The sequence below is a fragment of the Pseudomonas sp. TCU-HL1 genome, assembly GCF_001708505.1.
In the GTDB taxonomy this organism is placed as follows: domain Bacteria; phylum Pseudomonadota; class Gammaproteobacteria; order Pseudomonadales; family Pseudomonadaceae; genus Metapseudomonas.
Genome location: NZ_CP015992.1, coordinates 2994998 through 3012148, shown reverse-complemented (window position 1 = coordinate 3012148; position 17151 = coordinate 2994998). Strand labels below are relative to the sequence as shown.

General features: G+C 65.1%; 17 protein-coding genes. 4 read left to right on the top strand and 13 right to left on the bottom strand.

The genetic code is table 11. The features are described 5' to 3' along the window. The first annotated feature begins 232 nt into the window (after window positions 1-232). The gene (locus THL1_RS13915) at window positions 233-1237 is read left to right on the top strand and encodes an AraC family transcriptional regulator (RefSeq protein WP_083245883.1); all 1005 of its coding nucleotides are present in this window, start codon (window positions 233-235) and stop codon (window positions 1235-1237) included. Between the two features lie 252 nt (window positions 1238-1489). On the opposite strand, the gene THL1_RS13910 is transcribed toward THL1_RS13915, so the two are convergent. The 8 genes from THL1_RS13910 to THL1_RS13875 form a co-directional block, all read right to left on the bottom strand. Next, window positions 1490-2500: a YeiH family protein gene (locus THL1_RS13910; RefSeq protein WP_069083815.1), complete on the bottom strand. Its 1011-nt coding sequence runs from the start codon at window positions 2498-2500 to the stop codon at window positions 1490-1492. Beyond that, on the bottom strand, window positions 2482-2832 hold the full coding sequence (locus THL1_RS13905; protein ID WP_069083814.1) for a Rieske (2Fe-2S) protein: 351 nt from the start codon (window positions 2830-2832) through the stop codon (window positions 2482-2484). The genes THL1_RS13910 and THL1_RS13905 overlap by 19 nt, the downstream gene beginning before the upstream one ends. Next, window positions 2829-3497 carry a DsbA family oxidoreductase gene (locus THL1_RS13900; protein WP_069083813.1) on the bottom strand — a complete coding sequence of 223 codons (669 nt, stop codon included), beginning with the start codon at window positions 3495-3497 and terminating at the stop codon, window positions 2829-2831. The genes THL1_RS13905 and THL1_RS13900 overlap by 4 nt, the downstream gene beginning before the upstream one ends. Continuing rightward, the gene (locus THL1_RS13895) at window positions 3494-4798 is read right to left on the bottom strand and encodes an MFS transporter (protein ID WP_069083812.1); all 1305 of its coding nucleotides are present in this window, start codon (window positions 4796-4798) and stop codon (window positions 3494-3496) included. Before THL1_RS13895 ends, THL1_RS13900 begins: the two co-directional genes overlap by 4 nt. 110 nt (window positions 4799-4908) lie before the next feature. Further along, the gene (locus THL1_RS13890; RefSeq protein ID WP_069083811.1) at window positions 4909-5961 is read right to left on the bottom strand and encodes a 3-keto-5-aminohexanoate cleavage protein; all 1053 of its coding nucleotides are present in this window, start codon (window positions 5959-5961) and stop codon (window positions 4909-4911) included. Between the two features lie 68 nt (window positions 5962-6029). After that, a complete protein-coding gene (locus THL1_RS13885; RefSeq protein WP_069083810.1) occupies window positions 6030-6878 on the bottom strand; it encodes a TauD/TfdA dioxygenase family protein in 849 nt (282 codons plus the stop codon). Between the two features lie 11 nt (window positions 6879-6889). Further along, entirely contained in the window at window positions 6890-7870 is a 981-nt protein-coding gene (locus tag THL1_RS13880; RefSeq protein ID WP_069083809.1) for a quinone oxidoreductase family protein, read from the bottom strand. 136 nt (window positions 7871-8006) lie between these two features. After that, window positions 8007-9113 (bottom strand): hypothetical protein, encoded by a 1107-nt coding sequence (locus THL1_RS13875; protein ID WP_237234804.1) that lies wholly within the window; start codon window positions 9111-9113, stop codon window positions 8007-8009. A 204-nt stretch (window positions 9114-9317) separates the two neighbouring features. On the opposite strand from THL1_RS13875, the gene THL1_RS13870 reads away from it, so the two are divergent. Next, on the top strand, window positions 9318-9644 hold the full coding sequence (locus THL1_RS13870) for a hypothetical protein (protein WP_069083808.1): 327 nt from the start codon (window positions 9318-9320) through the stop codon (window positions 9642-9644). A 41-nt stretch (window positions 9645-9685) separates the two neighbouring features. On the opposite strand, the gene prpD is transcribed toward THL1_RS13870, so the two are convergent. Beyond that, window positions 9686-11170 (bottom strand): 2-methylcitrate dehydratase, encoded by a 1485-nt coding sequence (prpD, locus tag THL1_RS13865; protein ID WP_069083807.1) that lies wholly within the window; start codon window positions 11168-11170, stop codon window positions 9686-9688. Window positions 11171-11312: 142 nt separating this feature from the next. Here prpD and THL1_RS30310 point away from each other — a divergent pair, with 142 nt between their 5' ends. Then, on the top strand, window positions 11313-11456 hold the full coding sequence (locus THL1_RS30310; RefSeq protein ID WP_177343830.1) for a hypothetical protein: 144 nt from the start codon (window positions 11313-11315) through the stop codon (window positions 11454-11456). Window positions 11457-11535: 79 nt separating this feature from the next. Here THL1_RS30310 and THL1_RS13860 read toward each other — a convergent pair whose 3' ends face one another. The 3 genes from THL1_RS13860 to THL1_RS13850 all read right to left on the bottom strand — a co-directional run bounded on the left by THL1_RS13860 (window position 11536) and on the right by THL1_RS13850 (window position 15631). Beyond that, the gene (locus THL1_RS13860; RefSeq protein WP_237234837.1) at window positions 11536-13923 is read right to left on the bottom strand and encodes a TonB-dependent siderophore receptor; all 2388 of its coding nucleotides are present in this window, start codon (window positions 13921-13923) and stop codon (window positions 11536-11538) included. Window positions 13924-14084: 161 nt separating this feature from the next. Next, entirely contained in the window at window positions 14085-15056 is a 972-nt protein-coding gene (locus THL1_RS13855) for a FecR family protein (protein ID WP_069083805.1), read from the bottom strand. 83 nt (window positions 15057-15139) lie between these two features. Continuing rightward, on the bottom strand, window positions 15140-15631 hold the full coding sequence (locus THL1_RS13850; protein ID WP_069083804.1) for an RNA polymerase sigma factor: 492 nt from the start codon (window positions 15629-15631) through the stop codon (window positions 15140-15142). A gap of 192 nt (window positions 15632-15823) precedes the next feature. Here THL1_RS13850 and THL1_RS13845 point away from each other — a divergent pair, with 192 nt between their 5' ends. Continuing rightward, window positions 15824-16390 (top strand): hypothetical protein, encoded by a 567-nt coding sequence (locus THL1_RS13845; RefSeq protein WP_069083803.1) that lies wholly within the window; start codon window positions 15824-15826, stop codon window positions 16388-16390. A 196-nt stretch (window positions 16391-16586) separates the two neighbouring features. Here the strand turns inward: THL1_RS13845 and THL1_RS13840 are convergent, their stop codons facing one another. Beyond that, complete coding sequence (locus THL1_RS13840; RefSeq protein ID WP_069083802.1) at window positions 16587-17072, bottom strand: DUF2938 domain-containing protein; 486 nt, start codon at window positions 17070-17072, stop codon at window positions 16587-16589. Window positions 17073-17151 lie beyond the last annotated feature (79 nt).

Below are 17151 nucleotides of genomic sequence, written 5' to 3'. Positions count from 1 at the left end.
TGCCCGACCCGTCCGGCGGCCATGCCCGCCGTCCGTAGCGTGGGCCGGTTTCCGGGCATTGGCTTTACTGTCATCTGGCGCCTGCGCGGCACGGGGCCGGCGTTGTCATCCAGGGAAAATTCGCAGACCATCCATGGCGCCTGATCCACTTCGCTTTAAACGACAAGAACGACCGGCGGCGGACTCTCCCCCGACCCGGCACAACAACAGCGTGGCGATCGACATGACCCCAATGGTTCGCGCAGCGGCCCTGATCAACTACATCGAAGTGGCCCAGCATCTTGGCCTCAACCCACAGCAGATGCTGCGCCAGGTTGGCCTCAGCCAGGCGCTGGTGGAGAACCCCGAGCAACGCCTGCCCACCTCGGCCGTAGCCATCTTGCTGGAAGAGTCCGCCCGCGCCAGCGGCTGCCCCACCTTCGGCTTGCGCATGGCGGAATCGCGCCAGCTGTCGGACTTCGGCGCCATCAGCCTGCTGCTCTCCCACCAGCCGACGCTGCGCGACGCGCTGGAAACCATCGTGCAATACCGCCACCTGCTCAACGAATCCCTGGCGCTGTTCGTGGACGAAGTGGGCAAGACCGTGGTGCTGCGCGAAGAAATCATCACCGACCCGCCCTTGCCCATGCGCCAGGGCATCGAACTGGCCATCGGCGTGCTGTTTCGCATGTGCAGCGCCCTGCTCGGCTCCGGCTGGCGCCCGTTGGCGGTCAGCTTCAGCCACGACGCGCCACCCGACCTGCAACTGCATCGGCGGGTGTTCGGTTGCAAGGTGGAATTCGGCAACGAGTTCAACGGCATCGTTTGCCAGGCCGCCGATCTGGACAAAGCCAACCCGCTGGCCGATCCCGCCATGGCGCGGCACGCCCGCCGCCTGGTGGAAACCCTGCCTGGTGCCGCCCAGCAGTCGACCCTGAACGACGTGCGCAAAGCCATCTACCTGTTGCTGCCCATGGGCCGCGCCACCATCGAACAGATCGCCCAGTCCCTCGGAATGAACGTGCGCACCCTGCAGCGCCGCCTCGAAGAAAGCGAAGTGACCTTCTCCGACCTGATCAACGACGTGCGCCGCGACCTGGTGCTGCGCTACATGGAAAACCCGCGTTACTCCCTCAGCCGCATCGCCGATCTGCTCGGTTACTCCGTGCCCAGTTCCTTCACCCGCTGGTTCACCACCCAGTTCGGCAAATCGCCGGCGGCCTGGCGGCGGGAGCATCAGGTGAAGGCGGAGGAGTAAGCGGCGCGATTGCCCCGGCTCCGATTGGTGGCAACAAGTAGGGGGCGCCATGCGCACCTGGACACCGAGTCTGTCTTCTGGTGCGCGCGGCGCACCCTGCGGGGCTGCTGCACAGCCCTTCGCGAATGAATTCGCACCCCCCAAAAAGGCAAAAAAAAACGCGCACGAAGCCCGTCCCAGTAGGCTTCTGCGCGGCAAATGCCCGCTGTGGCAGGCGTCGATGACCCCCTCACGGGAGCAGGAGTAAAGGCTTCAGAACCCCCAGTGCAGCATTGCCAGCACCAGGGCGGCGAGGAAGGCGGTTTCCCCCACCATCAGCAGGATCGGCTTGATGCCCACCGAGGCCAGATCCTTGAGCTGGGTCTTCATGCCCAGGGCACTGATGGCGATCACCAGGCACCAGCGCGACAGCTCGTTGCCGGCCTCTTGCACCGCCGGCGCAATCACGCCCGTGCTGTTGATCGCGGCCAGCACCACGAAGCCCACGGCGAACCAGGGCAGCAACGGCGGCCGCTTGCTGCCGGGCTCGGCGCCCCGGGCACGGGTGATCATGGCGGCGCAGACGATCACCGGGAGCAGCATGGCCACCCGCATCAGCTTGACCACGGTGGCACTGTCGCCGGTTTCGTGGCCCATGCTGTAGCCCGCGCCCACCACCTGGGCCACGTCATGGATGGTGCCGCCGATGAACAGCCCCGCATGCAGGGGCGACAACCCCAGGGCCTGGGCGATCATCGGGTAGAGGATCATCGCCAGGGTGGACAGCGCCGACACGCCGATCACGGTGAACAGCGTCGCGCGTTCCTTCTGCGGGTGACTGGGCAGCGCCGCCGCCAGGGCCAGGGCCGCCGAAGCGCCGCAGATGGCGGTGGCGCCACCGGTGAGCAGGCCGAACAGGCTGTTGAAGCCCAGCAGACGCGCCACTGCGACTGACACGAGGATGGTCACCACCACCAGTGCCACCACCATGGCGACTGGCTGCCAGCCGAGGGACGCGATCTGTTCCAGGGTGATGCGGATACCCAGCAGGGCCACGCCGACCCGCAGCACTTCACGGGCGGTGAACTCGATACCGGGCTTGCAGGCGCCATCGGTCGCGAGGAAGTTCACCGACAGGCCCAGCAGCAGGGCGAACAGCATCACCGGGGCACCGTAGTGCTCGGAAAGGAAGGTGGCCGCGGCGGCGACCACGGCGCTGACGATCACACCGGGCATCAGCACCCGGCTGCGCGAACCCAGCGCGGTTATTGCAGCTGCAGACATGGGACGGTTTCCTGCGGCCGGGGCCGCGACAGGTCGATGATGCAACGGCCCTGGTGCTGTTCCACCGCGTAGGTGGCGACACCAAAGCCGCTCACGCCGGGGACGCAGCCCGTGGCCAGGTCGAAGCGCAGGCCGTGGGCCGGGCAATGCAGCAGTCGCCCTTCCAGCCGGCCCGTGAACAATGAGGCGCCGTTGTGCGGGCAACCTTCGTCGATGGCAAACAGTTCGCCGCCCTGGTTGAACAGCACCAGCGACTTGCCGTCATGGCGAAACAGACTGCGACCACCCACTGACGGCAGCTTTTCCGCTGGTACTTCCACATGCTGGCTCATGCCCGGCGGGCCTCCACCGGCAGACGCAGCTCCAGGGCCCGATGCAACTGGGCCAGCATCAGCCACGGCGGCTGGGCACCCGCCAGCGACGGACGCTCGTCGATCGTGAAGGACGGCACGGCCTGGTTCGCCGGAACCACTTCACGCCCGACATAGGGACGACCGTCGTCAAACAGCACCTCTTCGAGACGACGCGGATCGAGGCCGCACTGCCTGGCCAGGCGTAACAACACCTCGCTGCTGCCAATGTCTTCGCCTTTCTGGAAGTAACTGGCGAACAGCCGCTCCAACAATGCGTCGACCTGCTTCGCACTGCCCTGCTCCGTTGCCAGCGCCAGCAGGCGGTGCGCGTTGGCGGTGTTGGGCATGGTCACGATGCGTTGCAGGTCCACATCCACATCAGCGTGGTAGGCGGCTTCCCGCACCTGTTCCTGGCGCGCCCGCACCCTCTCCTCGCTGCCGAGCCGCTGCCGGTAGAACTCCATGAAGGGCACACCCTGGGCCGGCAGGCCTGGCAGCAGTTGCACGCCTTTCCAGCGGAGCTCGACGGCGACATCCGGCCGGCTCTTGGCCAGGGTGCCCAGCGCCCTTTCAAGGTTGCGTTTGCCGATCAGGCACCAGGGGCAGATGAAGTCGAAGGTCATTTCGACCCGCAGCGGTTTCATGGGCGCTCCTCGCTCGCCATCAGCGGTGCGAGCTTCTGGATGTCCCGGTGGTAATGGCGTTTGCCATACCAGAACACCAGGGCTGCGGCGACGCTGATCAACGGAATAAACTGGAAGGCGCGATCGAGGCCGAACTGGTCGGCCAGCACGCCGGTGACATAAGGGCCGGGTGCCAGGCCCAGAAGATTGTTGGCCAGGGTCAGGGTGGCGAAGGCCGTGCCGTGGATCGAGTAATGGGTCAGGTTGGCGACCATGGCGCCAGCCGGGCCGGAGGTGCCGGTCGCCACCAGCATGGCCAGCGCGATGACTACCAATTGCGGTGTACCGGGCGCCATGCGGAAGGCCACGGAAAGCAGCACGCAACTGATCAGGCAGTAGGCGATGGCCAGGGCGATCTTGCGGTCCGGGGCGTTGCGGCACAGGCGGTCACTGAGGATGCCGCAGAGGATCATCCCGGCACCGCCGGTGAGCACGATGATGGCCGAGACCACGCCGGCCTGGTCGGTGCCCATGAAGTAGTAGCGGTTCAGGTAGCTGGGGAACCACACCATAACCGCGGCCCCGACGAACAGTTGCAGGCCGCTGCCGACATAGGCGCAGACCACCGAACGGCTGGCGAACAGTGTCTTGAGCGGGCGCCGGCAGGGGAATTCATCCCGCGCGCTGGCCGCCGCCAGCGGTTCGCCGATGCGTTTCTGCTTGACCACCAGCGGATAGACCAGCGCCAGGACCATGCCGAAGAACGCCATGCCGGCGAAGGACCAGCGCCAGCCCAGTTGCTGGGCGAGGATGCCGCCCAGGGCCATGCCCAGTACCGAGCCGAACATGCCGCCGGCCATGAAGGCACCGGTGAGGGTGGCGCGCAGGTGCTTGGGAAACACCGAGAGCACGACCGCGATGCCCACACTGCCGTACGCCGCCTCGCCTACGCCGACCAGGAAGCGGGCGACGAACATGTGCTCGTAGCTTTCCGCCAGGCCGCAGCCCAGGGTTGCGAGGCTCCAGAGCATGGCCATCAGCACCAGGCTCTTCACCCGGCCCCAGCGATCGGCGAGCAGCGACAGCGGGAAGGTCAGCAATCCCACCATCAGGGCGACGATGCCACTGAGCAGGCCGAGTTGGGAGTCGGTCAGCGCCCACTCGGACTTGAGCAGCGGGAAGACCGCGTTGAGCACCTGCCGCGACATGTAGTCGGAAATCAGCAGGCCGAACGTCAGGGCGAATACCACCCAGGCGTAGGTGCGTGGGATGTTCACGGCCGGATCGTCGAACCCGGCCGTGGCTGCGGGATGGAAAGCCATGGCAGTACCTTGAATGTGCGTGTTGTTGTTCTTGTCACGCTGATTGACGGAACGCCGGATTGCCGTTCCGCCCAGACCGGCCTTGTGGGCCGGCCTCTGGCTTGCGCAGGTCAGGCACGCATGGGGACGTGCTTCTGTCCCGGCTGGCGGTTGGGTGCCATGCCGTTCATGCGCAGGGTTTCTTCCACGTCCTTGTACTGCACGCCGATCTTGTAGATCTCGCGTGCTTCCTTGCCGCTGGCGATTTCGCGGCCCAGTTCGTGGGCGATGCGCACCGTCTGCTGGATCTGCTGCACCGAGCTGAAGCGCTTGCCGTGCTGGTCGATGATGGTGTCCTCGATGCCGACACGCGGGTGCAGGCCCATGGCGAGCGCCATGGTGTTGAACGGCAGGACGTTCTTCAACAGCGACTCGGCGGTGAGGGTACCGCCATTCGGCGCACGGTGGATGAAGTTGAAGAAGTTGAACGGGTTGGGGCCGTCGAAACCGCCACCGATGCCGATCCAGGTCAGGTTCAGCGGGCCCTTGTAGACGCCCTTGCGCACCAGGCGCTCAAGGGTTTCCAGGGCGTGCATGCCGGTGAGCTGGAAGTGCGGCTGGATGCCGTTGGTCATCAGGCGCTTGAGGTGCTCCTCGACCCAGGCCGGGCCGGCCGGCACGGTCATTTCGCTGTAGGCCGCCTGATAGACCGGGTTTTCCAGGGAGGTGCCCTTCAGATACTCCGGATAGAGCAGCTCCATGATGTTCATCTGGGTGGTGTTGATCGCCACCGTGACCTGGTCGGGCTTCGGGGTCAGCTCGGCCAGCATGTGGCGGGTGTCGTCGGACAGCCACTTGGCCGCCTCGCCCTCGCTCTCGGGAGCGAAGGAGATGGAGCCCCCCACCTGGATGATCATGTCCGGAACGGCTTCGCGCACACCGGCGATCAGCTCGTTGAACTTGGACAGGCGCTTGGAGCCGGTGCCGTCCAGTTCACGCACATGCAGGTGCAACACGGTGGCGCCCGCTTCATAGCAGTCCACGGCCTTCTGGACCTGTTCGTCCATGGTCACCGGGATGTCTTCCGGGAAGTCCGCCGGCATCCACTCGGGGCCATAGGGCGCCACGGTGATGACCACCTTTTCCATGTTTTCCGGGTGCAGCGAATCGTCGAAGAATTGCATGGGAATGTCCTCGGTCTGTTCTTGTTCTGTGGCCTGGTCGGGTTGCGTGCGACCAGGCGGGTCGATGGTCAGAAAGGCGTGTCGCCGATGATCCCGGCGCGCTCCATCTTGCGAACGCAGGCTGGGTAATCCATCACCGCGTAGTGCTGGGTGGAGCGGTTGTCCCAGATGGCCACGCTGTTTTTCTTCCAGCGCCAGCGCACCTGGTATTCCGGGATGTAGGCCTGGCTGATCAGGTAACGCAGCAGGTCGCTGCCGCCCATGCTGTAGTCCTGGCCATAACGGACGTGTTCGGTCGTGTGGAAGTTGGTGAAGTGGGTGGCGAAAGCGTTGACGAAGAGCACCTTCTCGCCAGTTTCCGGGTGGGTGCGCACCACCGGGTGCTCGGCATCCGGGTACATGGCCTTGAGCGCGAGACGCTTGTCGATGGGCATGGCGGCACCGAAGCTGGCCTCGATGCTGTGCCGTGCGCGCAGGCCCTCGATACGCTGCTTCACGTCCTGGGGCAGTTTCTCGTAGGCCAGCGCCATGTTCGCCCACATGGTGTCGCCACCCACCGGCGGACATTCAACGCAGCGCAGCACGCAGCCCATGGGCGGCGCCGCGCGCCAGGTCGCGTCGGTGTGCCAGGCGTTTTCGTAGCGGTCGTTAGGCTGTTCCGGGTCCTTGTAGATGCGCACCAGGCCAGGGTGTTCCGGGTCGCTGCCGGCCACCGGGTGGTCTTCCAGCTCGCCAAAACGGCGGGCGAAGGCCACATGCTCAGCACGGCTGATGTCCTGGTCCCGCAGGAACAGCACCTTGTGCTGGAGCAGCAGAGCCCTGATTTCCGCGAACAGGCCGTCGTCACGGGAAGCATCGCCCAGGTTCACGCCGCTGATTTCGGCGCCGATGGCGCAGGTGAGTTGCTCGACATTCATGGCCTACGCCCTCAGATGACGAAGATGGACGAACCGGTGGTCTTGCGCGATTCCAGGTCCCGATGAGCCTGGACTGCATCCTCCAGCGAGTAGTGCTGGTTGATGTCGATCCGGATGCGGCCGCTGCCCACGTGGTCGAACAGCTCGCCGACCAGCTCGGCCTTCTCCGCCGGATCGGCGATGTAGTCGGCCAGGGCCGGCCGGGTGATGAACAGCGACCCTTTCATGGCCAGCAGCACTGGGTCGAACGCCGGGATCGGGCCGGAGGCCGTGCCGACGCAGACCATCAGGCCTCGGCGCTTGAGCGAATCCAGCGAAGCCATGAAGGTGTTCTTGCCGACGCTGTCGAACACCACATCGACGCCGCGCCCGTCGGTCAGCTGACGCACACGGCTGGCGATGTCTTCCTCGCTGTAGTTGATGACATGGTCGCAACCGTGCAGGCGCGCGACTTCCGCCTTGGCTTCGGTGGACACGGTGCCGATTACCGTCAGGCCCAGCAGCTTGGCCCACTGCGAGACGATCAGGCCCACACCGCCAGCGGCGGCGTGCAGGAGGATGCTGTCGCCTTCCTTGAAGTCATGGATGCGGCGCATCAGGTAGGCGGAGGTCAGACCGCGCATGGTCATGGCCGCTGCCGTTTCGAAGGCGATGGTCTCGGGCAGCTTGATCAGCGGCGCAGCGGGCACCAGACGCTCGGTGCTGTAGGCGCCGAGGGTATTGAGGAATCCGGTGTAGGTCACGCGATCGCCCAGGGCGACGTTACTCACGCCCTCGCCCACCGCCACGACCACGCCGGACGCTTCCACCCCGATGCCATTGGGCAGCGGAATGGGATAAGTGCCATTGCGGAAATAGGTGTCGGCGTAGTTCAGGCCTACGGCAACGTGGCGGATGCGGACTTCGCCGGGGCCCGGGTCAGCGACCTCGACCTCTTCATAGCGAAGTACTTCCGGCCCCCCGGATTCATAGAAGCGAACGGCTTTGGCCATGCCTTGTCTCCAATCTTGATTCTTGTAGTCATCGGGTCACGGACCCATGGATTGGACTCTAGGCATGCGCCCTTTTCGATGCTTCTCATCGCACGACAGGGACTTCGCATTTCATGACAGGCTGCGGTTCTGCCGGTTATTGCCCGGGCAACGGCATCACCCTGGGCAGGGGCTCGAACTGGATGGGCAAGGTATCCGCACGCCCGAGACTACCTTCGACCTGCCCGGACAGATGGATTACGCCGGCCATCACACCCGTCTCCGGATTGCGCATCAGCTCCAGCCACTCTTCGTCGAAGGCCTGGTTGAGGCTCTTGCGCAAGGTCGCCTCGCGGTCTGGCCGCCCCTCCTCGTTGAGCATGGCGCTGATACCGGTGAAGCCGAGGGACAATACCGGGCCAGCCACGCGCCCCATGAAGCTGGTGACGGCACTGGCGGCACCGCTGGTGGCCAGTTCCGATTCCAGTTGTTCGCTGGTCTGGTGGGTGATGGTGGACAGCCCGTCGTCCGTGGTCCAGGCGCCAGCACCACTCGGTGCATTGCGAATCCGGTCCATGAGCGAGGCGTATGCGGGCAGCTCTTCCAGGGGGGCGGCCTTGATGACCTGAAACAGCGAGGCGCTCTGGCCCGGCGGCGGCAGCTCGATGGCCGGAATCTTCTGCAGGTGCTGGGCGAACTGGTCGCCGGGCACGCCGAAACGCTGGGGAATCACCTGCAGGCGCTCATCCAGCTGCTGGACATACATCCTTGTGGCCTGCTCCATGATGTCGTCCGGATCGAGTTGCCGGGAAACCGGCTCCAGCACCTGCTCGTCGTATTCCTCCTGGAGATAGGCAGCCAGCCGATTCACGGTTTTCTCGCGCTCGCCGTCGGAGCTCAGGCGATACCACCCCACCTTCATGCTCAACCACTTGCGGGTCCAGAAACTGGAGAACCAGGGAATGAATTCACTTTCGGTGCGCTTGTAGACCAGGTCCATCCAGCGCTCCATGGAGTCCTGGGCGTAGCGACGAGCCTGACTGGTGGCGGCCAGCGAGGCGGCCGTGATATCCCGGTCCACCTGCCGCCAGGTACTCTGCGACACGACCACCGGCGGCGCTTCGGGAGCGCGCGTCGAAGCGCAACCTCCCACCGTCACCAGCAGGATGACGAGCAACGTGAACGTTAGCGAGCCCGGGGTTCCAGTGAGCCAGCCAGGCATCTGCGCCGTGCGGTAAGCGGCGGCGCCTTCTGCAGCGGTCATAGGGTTCTGCCCGCCCCATCGGCCTGTCGGCCAGGGTGCATTCAGTATAGAAACCACTCCGTCCCAACGTTGCCTCACCAGACGTACTGCACCCGGGAGTAAAAGCGCCCGCCGCGTTGTCTGAGCAAGCGCCAGCTAGCCAACCGCTCGACAGCCGTGCGGGGCGCTGGCCATCTCCCGCCGTATCGGATTCGAGGTAATGAAATGAAACCAGGCCCGCTCATGGGGGCGTTTCTACTGGTCGTAGCCGTTGCCGGCACTGCGCAAAGTGCCCTGGCCGACCACAGAGGGGACAGGGATGACGGCAGAGTCGAGCGCTATCGCGACGGCCCGTGCCGGGTGAAGGAGATCACCGACCGTGGGTATTTCAGGAAAGTCATCCGTTGCCCTGACGGACGTGGCAAGACCTGGCGACGCGGCGAATGGCACCGCGATTTCCGCGACGGCCCCTGTCGGGTCCGCATCAGCGCCTCGCGGGAGGTGTACGACAAGGAAAAAGTCTGCCGCGAACGCGACTACTACGACGACTGATCGCTCCTGGGCCGGTCTGTTCCGCCGGCCCTGCTCCCGCCTCAGATAACCAGCAGTTCGACGAACCGGTCCACCGGCATTGCCTCTAGCGCCGCCTGGTCCTTGCACAGGGCCAGGATATCGGCGCAACGCTGGGGCGCGAATCGGGTTGCCAGGCTCGTCCTGAATTTTTCCTCCAGCAGCGGCATCCCCTCGCTGCGCCGCCGACGGTGGCCGATGGGATATTCCACTTCCACCTTTTCCGTGCTGCGGCCGTCCTTGTAGAACACCTGCACCGCATTGGCGATGGAGCGCTTGTCAGGCTCCAGGTACTCGCGGGTATAACGCGGGTCTTCGACCACCTCCATGCGCTCGCGCAAGCGGTCGATGATCGGGTGGGCGCGATGGAAGTCGTCCTCGTAGTGCTCGGCCACCAGGTTGCCGAACGCCAGGGCCACCGCCGTCATGTACTGGAGGCAGTGGTCGCGGTCGGCGGCGTTGGACAGGGCCCCCTCCTTGGCAATGATGCGGATGGCCGATTCCTGGGTGTTGATGACGATACGATCGATCTCGGTGACGCGATTGCGGACCAGCGGGTGCAGGCGCACCGCAGCCTCGCAGGCAGTCTGGCCATGGAACTCGGCGGGGAAGCTGACCTTGAACAGAATGTTCTCCATCACATAGCTGCCGAACGCCTGGGGCAGGCTGAAGCGATGCTGTTGCGGCGGTTTGGTCGCCAGGTCCTTGTTGGTGTGGCTGAAAGACACGTCGTAGAAGCCCCATTGCGGCGCACTCAGCACACCGGGCACGCCCATCTCGCCACGCAACGCGATATCCGCCAGGCGCACGCCCCGGCTGGTGGCATCCCCCGCCGCCCAGGACTTGCGCGAACCGGCATTGGGCGCATGGCGGTAGGTCCGCAGGGCCTGGCCGTCGACCAAGGCGTGGGAGATGGCCGAGAGCAGCTGATCGCGGTTGGCCCCCATCAGCCAGGCACAGACAGCGGTCGAGGCCAGCTTCACTAGCACCACGTGGTCCAGGCCGACGCGGTTGAACGAGTTCTCCAGGGCCATCACGCCCTGTATCTCGTGGGCCTTGACCATGGCTTCCAGTACCAGGCGCATGGCAATCGGCGACTCGCCCCGCGCCACGCGCCGCTGGGACAGGTGGTCGGCCACCGCGAGAATGCCGCCCAGGTTATCGGACGGGTGCGCCCACTCCGCCGCCAGCCAGGTGTCGTTGAAGTCCAGCCAGCGAATCAGGGCGCCCAGGTCCCAGGCCGCCTTGACCGGGTCCAGCCGGTAATGGGTGCCCGGCACGCGGGAACCGTGGGGCACCTGTGTGCCCTCGACCAGCGGGCCGAGCAGCTTGGTGCACTCGGGAAAGCGCAGGGCCAGCAGTGCACAGCCCAGGCTGTCCATCAGGCAGTTGCGCGCGGTATCCAGCGCCTCCACGGAGGTCACCCGGTAATCCAGCACATAGTCGGCAATGCTATCGATCACCGGGTCGTACGGGGGACGCTGGTTCAGGTCGACAGTGCTGCTCATGGTCCGGCCTCCCGTTTGCCAAGTGATCTGGACCTAGATTCCACCATCGGCTCATGCACCGGGCCCCGAGGCGACCGACGGCCAGCGCGACCCGCCACGCTGTGCTGGGCTTAGGGGGAAGCCTCAGCCGGAGACGACCACGATGAACAGCGACCCCAATGTCCGCACCCCCGCACCCAGGCCGCAGGGGCCCAGCCAGCCACCGGAACAGGTGCCGGCGGCGGACGTGAAACGCATCAGCGACAAGGCACCGAGCAAGGACAAGAAGCCGGATGATTGGGAGTGAGGATGGCGAGGGGGCAATCTGTTTTTTCTGTGGGAGCGAATTCATTCGCGATTGAAATCGCTCCCACAGGTTCAGCGCATCAGAACCCCATGCTGGCCTGCACGAACAGCGTACGCGGCTGGCCGACGTAGATGCCCGCGTTGTTGTCGCTGGAGCGGGTGAAGTACTGCTTGTCGAAGAGGTTCTTCACGCCCGCACCCAGCGTCAGGTTGGACAGCTGCTCGCCAAAGTCGTAGGCACCGCGCAGGTTCCAGGTCACGTAGCCGGGTATGTCACCGAACTGGCCATCGGCGGTCGGTTCGGTGATGTAGTCGCCGGTGAAATTGCCATTGGCGTCGATGCCGGTACCCGGCGCGCGCTGGCCGGACTGGGCGTAGCCGTCGAAGTTGTAGGTCCAGCGGTTCACCTGGTAGCGCAGGCCGACGTTGGCGGTGTGGCGCGAATAGAACGGCAGGTCGCGCGTCTTGAAGCCCGGGATGTCGCCCTCGTAGGTGGCCCGGGTAAAAGTGTAGGTGCCGGTCAAGCTCAGGCCCGAAAGCAGTTCGTCCAGGTTGTAGTAGCCGGAAAGCTCCAGGCCCTGGTGCTTGGTGGCGCCCAGGTTGGTCCAGCCCACGTCGTTGCTGATGTACTGCAGCTCATGGTCGAAGTCGATGTAGAACAGGGTCGCTTCGCCGCCCCAGGTTTGGCTGTTGTAGCGCGTGCCCACTTCGTAGGTCTTGGCCTTTTCCGGCTCCAGGCCGTTGGCCGGATTGTCGCCGACACCGCCCTGGCCGATCTGGAAGTACTGCAGGCTGCCGAAGGAGGTCTCGTAGTTGGCGAACAGCTTCCAGGCGTCGGAGAGGTGGTACATCACGCTGATGGCCGGCAGCGGCTCGTTGTAGTCCTTGCTGCGGTTCTTCTCCTGCACCGGCACGCCATTGGTGCCGCGTACCGGACGGTCGTGCCAGTCGGTGTTGATGCTCTCGAAACGGATGCCCGGCGTGATGGTCCAGCTGCCGATGTCGATCTTGTCATCGAGGTAGAAGGCATTGGCCTCGGTGCCGCCGGTACGGTCCTGGTAGACGTGACCGTCCGCCGAGGGCCCGCGGGTCGGCGTCGGTACGTTGTTCACCAGCCTTACGCGGCTGGTTTCCTCGTGCATGGCCTCTTTCAGGTAGCGATAACCAACGCCCACTTCATGGGTGCTGTCGCCAGCGAAGAAGATGCGCGAGACACGCGGCTCGAAACCGTAGGTGTAGTAGCTGCGCGGGAAGGAGCTGAGAAAAGCCTTGTCGCGGCTGGCGATGTTGCTGCCACGGAAGCTGTCGCTGTAGTAGGTCAGCACCTCGACCTGGGTGACGTCGTCGATCTGGCGCAGGTACTTCAGCGAGACATCCTTGCGGCGGCCGCTGAAGTTGTCCCAGTCGCGGTCGGACTGGAACGGGTCGGCGTCGTACTGGGCCTGGGTGAGACCACCCGGCATGTCGGCGGTGGCGTCGTAGTAGTGGAAGTTCAGCGACAGGTCGTCCTGCTCGGTGGGCGCCCAGTGGGTCTTGAGGATGACGTCGTCGATGTCGTTACCGTTGTTGCTGTCGCGGTAGCCGTCACCGTTCACGCCCGAGTACAGCAGCGCAGCACCGATACCGTTATCAGCGGTGCCACCGAGAAAGGCGCTGTTGAGGTACTTCCAGCCGCCGTGGCTGGTGTTCTCCAGGGTGGTCGACACATCGCCGGAGAATGTCTCTGGAATGGCGCGGGTCACGAAGTTGATCACGCCGCCGACGTTCTGCGGGCCGTAGCGCACGGAACCGGCACCGCGTACCACGTCGATGCTGTCGAGGTTGCCGAGGGAGATGGGCGCCATCGACAGCTGCGGCTGGCCATAGGGGGCAAAGGCGGCCGGCACGCCGTCGATCAGCACGGTGGAACGGGGCGACAGGCGCGAAGTGAGGCCGCGCACGCCAAAGTTGAGGGCGATGTCGCTGCCACCGGTGCCGTTGGATTCCTGCACCTGCACGCCGGGCACCGCGCGCAGGGCGTCGCGCACGTTCATCGCGCCCTTCTCGACCATGGTTTCACGGCGTACCACGGTACGGGCGCCGGGGTGGTTCTGCACCACGGCATCTTCCGCGGTGCCCAGCCAATTACCGACCACGCTGATGCTGGAGGCCGGCAGTTCCATGGCCGAGGCGCCCTCTTCACTGGAAACGCGGCGCAGTATGGCGGTGCCGTCCGCCAGGTCGAAGGTCAGGCCGCTGCCTTGCAGCAGTGTGGCCAGCACCTCTTCCGGCAGCAGGTTGCCGTCGACCGCCGGGGCTTGCTTGCCCGCCACCAGGTCAGGACTGAAGAAGAGTTGAAGCGAAGTCTGCTGGCCCAGCTGACCCAGGGCACCGGCCAGGGACTGGGCCGGGATATGGACTTCCGTGCGCTCGGCAGCCTCGGCTCCGAGGCTGCCCACGGCCAGGGCGATGGCCAGGCTCAAGGGCAGCCAGCGCTGGGTACGGGAGGTCTTGCGGGAGGAAACTGGCGATAGCGCGGGTTGCTTTACGTCGTTGTTCACGTGCGTCCGGTCCTGAAAGAAATCGCCCTGCAGTGCACGGGGCGTTAAGAGTCGGACAAGAAGACGAACGAGACGAAAAAAACCTGAATCTAAAACGGAATTATTTCGCTTGACCCGTCCGAAAGGGTCCTGACTTTGACCGGAAGGATGCGCGGCAGAGCGGCCAGCAAGGCATTCGTGTCGTCGGCACGGAACACGCTGGAGAAGCGCAGGCGGGCCACTTCCGGGGCAACGCGCAGAGGATATTCACGGTAGCGGGAGACCTCTTCCACCACCTCCGCGAGCGGAACGTCGTTGAAGATCAGCTTGCCCTGCCGCCAGGCGGTAATGGTCGCGATGTCGATGCGCTGCACCGGCCCGACCGTGCCGCTGGCCGCCACCCGAACGCCATCGCCGGCCAGCAGCGGACGGCTGGCCTCGCCCCGCTCGCCCGCCACCAGCACCCTGCCCGACTCCACCGCCACGCGCACATCCTGCGCACCCCGGCGCACATTGAAACGGGTACCGGTCACGGTTACGCGGCCCGGCCCGGCCTCCACCACGAAGGGCCGTGCCCTGTCCGGGGTCACGCTGAACATCGCTTCTCCCGCTTCCAGCCGCACCAGGCGATGATCCGTCCCGTACTTGACAGCGACGCGGGTACGCCCGTTGAGCTCTAGTGTCGAGCCATCGGCCAGGGTCACCTGGCGGCGTTCGCCCAATTGGGTGACGTAGGTTTCGCCACGTAGCGAGAAGGGATCGACCAGATACGTGGCACCCGCAGCCAGCAGCACGCTCGCCGCAGCTGCCATCGCGCCCTGCAGGAAGCTGCGGCGCGAGGCCATCGGCAACGGCCGGACCTCGGCGCGGCAGAGGTCACGCAGATGCTGCTCGGGAATCAGCTCGGTGGCGCGCCACAGCCGCTCCAGCACCTCATATTCCGCGCGATGAGACTCGTCTGCCGCCAGCCAGGCGTCGAAGCGGCGACGCTCCTCCGTGGGCTGCTCGGGGTCGCGGTTGCGGCTGAACCAGTAGGCAGCCTCGTCTCGCACGTTGCAATCGGCGGAATCGGCTCGCGTCATCAGGTCGCCATCCGGGTGGCTTGATTCAGGCTGCGGTGGTTGTCCATGGCTCGGGTCTTGATGCCCTGTTGGCGGGTTCCGGTTCATGAGGCGCTCTGGTCCAGGCGCTCACGCAGGTGGCGAAGGGTGCGCATCATATACCGCTCGACCATGTTCCTGGATAACCCCAGGCGCTCGGCGATCTCCGCCTGACTCAGGCCCTCCAGCTTCTGCCAGATGAACACCTGGCGGCAGTTCACGGGCAGTTCCGCGAGAGCCTTCTCGATGGAGTCCGCCAACTGGACGGCATGCATGAAGGACTCGGGGTCGTCCTTCGCCTCCTCGCCCTGAACGGCGATGTCCATCTCCAGCTGGGTGCGACGCTCCTCGCGGCGGAAATGATCGACGGCGATGTTGCGGGTGGTCTGGTGCAGATAGGCGCGGGGCTGCTGGACATTGCCCTGCTCGGCTTCCAGGACGCGAACGAACGCGTCATGGGCAAAATCCTCGGCGCGATGACGACTTCTCAGCCGGCGGGTCCATGTGCCGATGAGCTCTTCATAGTGTTCGAAGAATCCGTGATCGCGTTTGCGCATCTGGGGGGGTTGGGGAAGCCGGGAACCGAAAGGCGCGAATGATAATAGCTCTCAAATATTCCCGCAATTTCCCCTCATCGGTACCGATAGCCGCCTGACGAAATCCCCTTTTCAGGCCATATGGAGCCCTGGCACCTTTTTTCGGTATCTTCTCTGGCCGTCGCCAACCGTTTCCCAGAAAGAGCCTGATCCATGAGCCGTACCGCAATCCGGGCCGCCGTCTTCTGCCTTGCCAGCCTCTGTTCGGCCTACAGCTTGGCCAAGGTCGAGGTGCAACCCGTCCAGCACAACAAGGCAGGCCGGATTCTCGCCGTGCAAATCTCCGAAGACATCGCCCCGGGCGACTACGAAGCCCTGATGAAGGGCCTGCGCGCCAACCCCGGCCAGTTCAGCCGCAAGCTGGCATTACTGGACAGCATCGGCGGCAGCGTGACCGAAGCCATCCGCATGGGCCGCCTGCTGCGCGAAACCGGCTTCGACGTGATGGTCCCCACCGACGGCGTGTGCCAGGGCAGTTGCGTCTACCTCCTGGCGTCCGGCCGCAGCAAGACCGTGCGCGGCTACGTGGGCCTGCACCGCCCCTACTTCCCCCACGGCGACTCCGCCCAGGTTGCCCCCGTCGGCAGCCGCTACAGCCCGACCGCCTACCTCAAGGAAATGAACGTCCCTCTCAGCCTGCTGGACGAGATGAACAGCATCGAGCCAACGCGCATGCGCGTGCTGACGAAGGACGAACTGGCGAAATACCGGCTCAACTGAGTCGGCCAGCTCCGCCCCGGAATTGCCTCCCGGCAGGAGAGAACCTGCCCGCGGATCGACATCACCGTGCCCAGAAGTAGGGTGTGCCATGCGCACCGAGGCGGTGGTTACGACACCGAGCCAGTCTCCCGGTGCGCGCGGCGCACCCTACGGTCGCGCATGACCTTGTCCTCAGGACGAGGCGTACGGGTTTGAATCAGCGGGCTATCCAGTCCACCAGAACAGCGGCGAGGAACATTCCCAAACCGAAGACGCTGTGGTTGGTCAGGCTGCGCAGGCAGTTCTTCAGCGGCGTGGGCGTTTTGCTGGCGAAGAAACCCGCCCCCATGGCCGGTTGGATCACCAGCAGTGGCGCGACGACCGTGCCCATGCCGACCAGTGCGGCGGGCAGCAGGGTCGGGCTGGCCGCCCAGTCGGCTCCGGCCAACCCCACCAGCAAGGCCGCAAAGCCGATGCCGATGGCGTAGTGGGTAGCCCAGCCCAGGGCCAGTTCACCGGGAATGGGCTCCGCCCTGGCGATGGCGTCGTGGCTGAAGCGGCCACGCAGCAGGTGGCCGACCCAGCGGCCGATGAAAGCGAAATTGAGCGCCTGGACGCCCATGCGTTTGAGAAAGATCAGCCAGATGTCCATGACAGCGGTGGCGCCGATACCGATGCAGGCCACCTTGATGATGTCGTTCATGTGAGCCCCTTGTGCGTTGACGGTGGAAGGTGTCGGGGCCACTCTAGAAGTTGAAGTCAACTTCAAGTCAAGGGATTAC

Coding starts and splice junctions, on each gene's coding strand:
- THL1_RS13915 (WP_083245883.1), top strand. CDS start 233: ATGGTTCGCGCAGCGGCCCTGATCAACTACATCGAAGTGGCCCAGCAT.
- THL1_RS13840 (WP_069083802.1), bottom strand. CDS start 17,072: ATGAACGACATCATCAAGGTGGCCTGCATCGGTATCGGCGCCACCGCT.
- THL1_RS13905 (WP_069083814.1), bottom strand. CDS start 2,832: ATGAGCCAGCATGTGGAAGTACCAGCGGAAAAGCTGCCGTCAGTGGGT.
- THL1_RS13885 (WP_069083810.1), bottom strand. CDS start 6,878: ATGAATGTCGAGCAACTCACCTGCGCCATCGGCGCCGAAATCAGCGGC.
- THL1_RS13850 (WP_069083804.1), bottom strand. CDS start 15,631: ATGCGCAAACGCGATCACGGATTCTTCGAACACTATGAAGAGCTCATC.
- THL1_RS13875 (WP_237234804.1), bottom strand. CDS start 9,113: ATGACCGCTGCAGAAGGCGCCGCCGCTTACCGCACGGCGCAGATGCCT.
- THL1_RS13880 (WP_069083809.1), bottom strand. CDS start 7,870: ATGGCCAAAGCCGTTCGCTTCTATGAATCCGGGGGGCCGGAAGTACTT.
- THL1_RS13890 (WP_069083811.1), bottom strand. CDS start 5,961: ATGCAATTCTTCGACGATTCGCTGCACCCGGAAAACATGGAAAAGGTG.
- THL1_RS13855 (WP_069083805.1), bottom strand. CDS start 15,056: ATGACGCGAGCCGATTCCGCCGATTGCAACGTGCGAGACGAGGCTGCC.
- THL1_RS30310 (WP_177343830.1), top strand. CDS start 11,313: ATGAACAGCGACCCCAATGTCCGCACCCCCGCACCCAGGCCGCAGGGG.
- prpD (WP_069083807.1), bottom strand. CDS start 11,170: ATGAGCAGCACTGTCGACCTGAACCAGCGTCCCCCGTACGACCCGGTG.
- THL1_RS13870 (WP_069083808.1), top strand. CDS start 9,318: ATGAAACCAGGCCCGCTCATGGGGGCGTTTCTACTGGTCGTAGCCGTT.
- THL1_RS13910 (WP_069083815.1), bottom strand. CDS start 2,500: ATGTCTGCAGCTGCAATAACCGCGCTGGGTTCGCGCAGCCGGGTGCTG.
- THL1_RS13845 (WP_069083803.1), top strand. CDS start 15,824: ATGAGCCGTACCGCAATCCGGGCCGCCGTCTTCTGCCTTGCCAGCCTC.
- THL1_RS13895 (WP_069083812.1), bottom strand. CDS start 4,798: ATGGCTTTCCATCCCGCAGCCACGGCCGGGTTCGACGATCCGGCCGTG.
- THL1_RS13900 (WP_069083813.1), bottom strand. CDS start 3,497: ATGAAACCGCTGCGGGTCGAAATGACCTTCGACTTCATCTGCCCCTGG.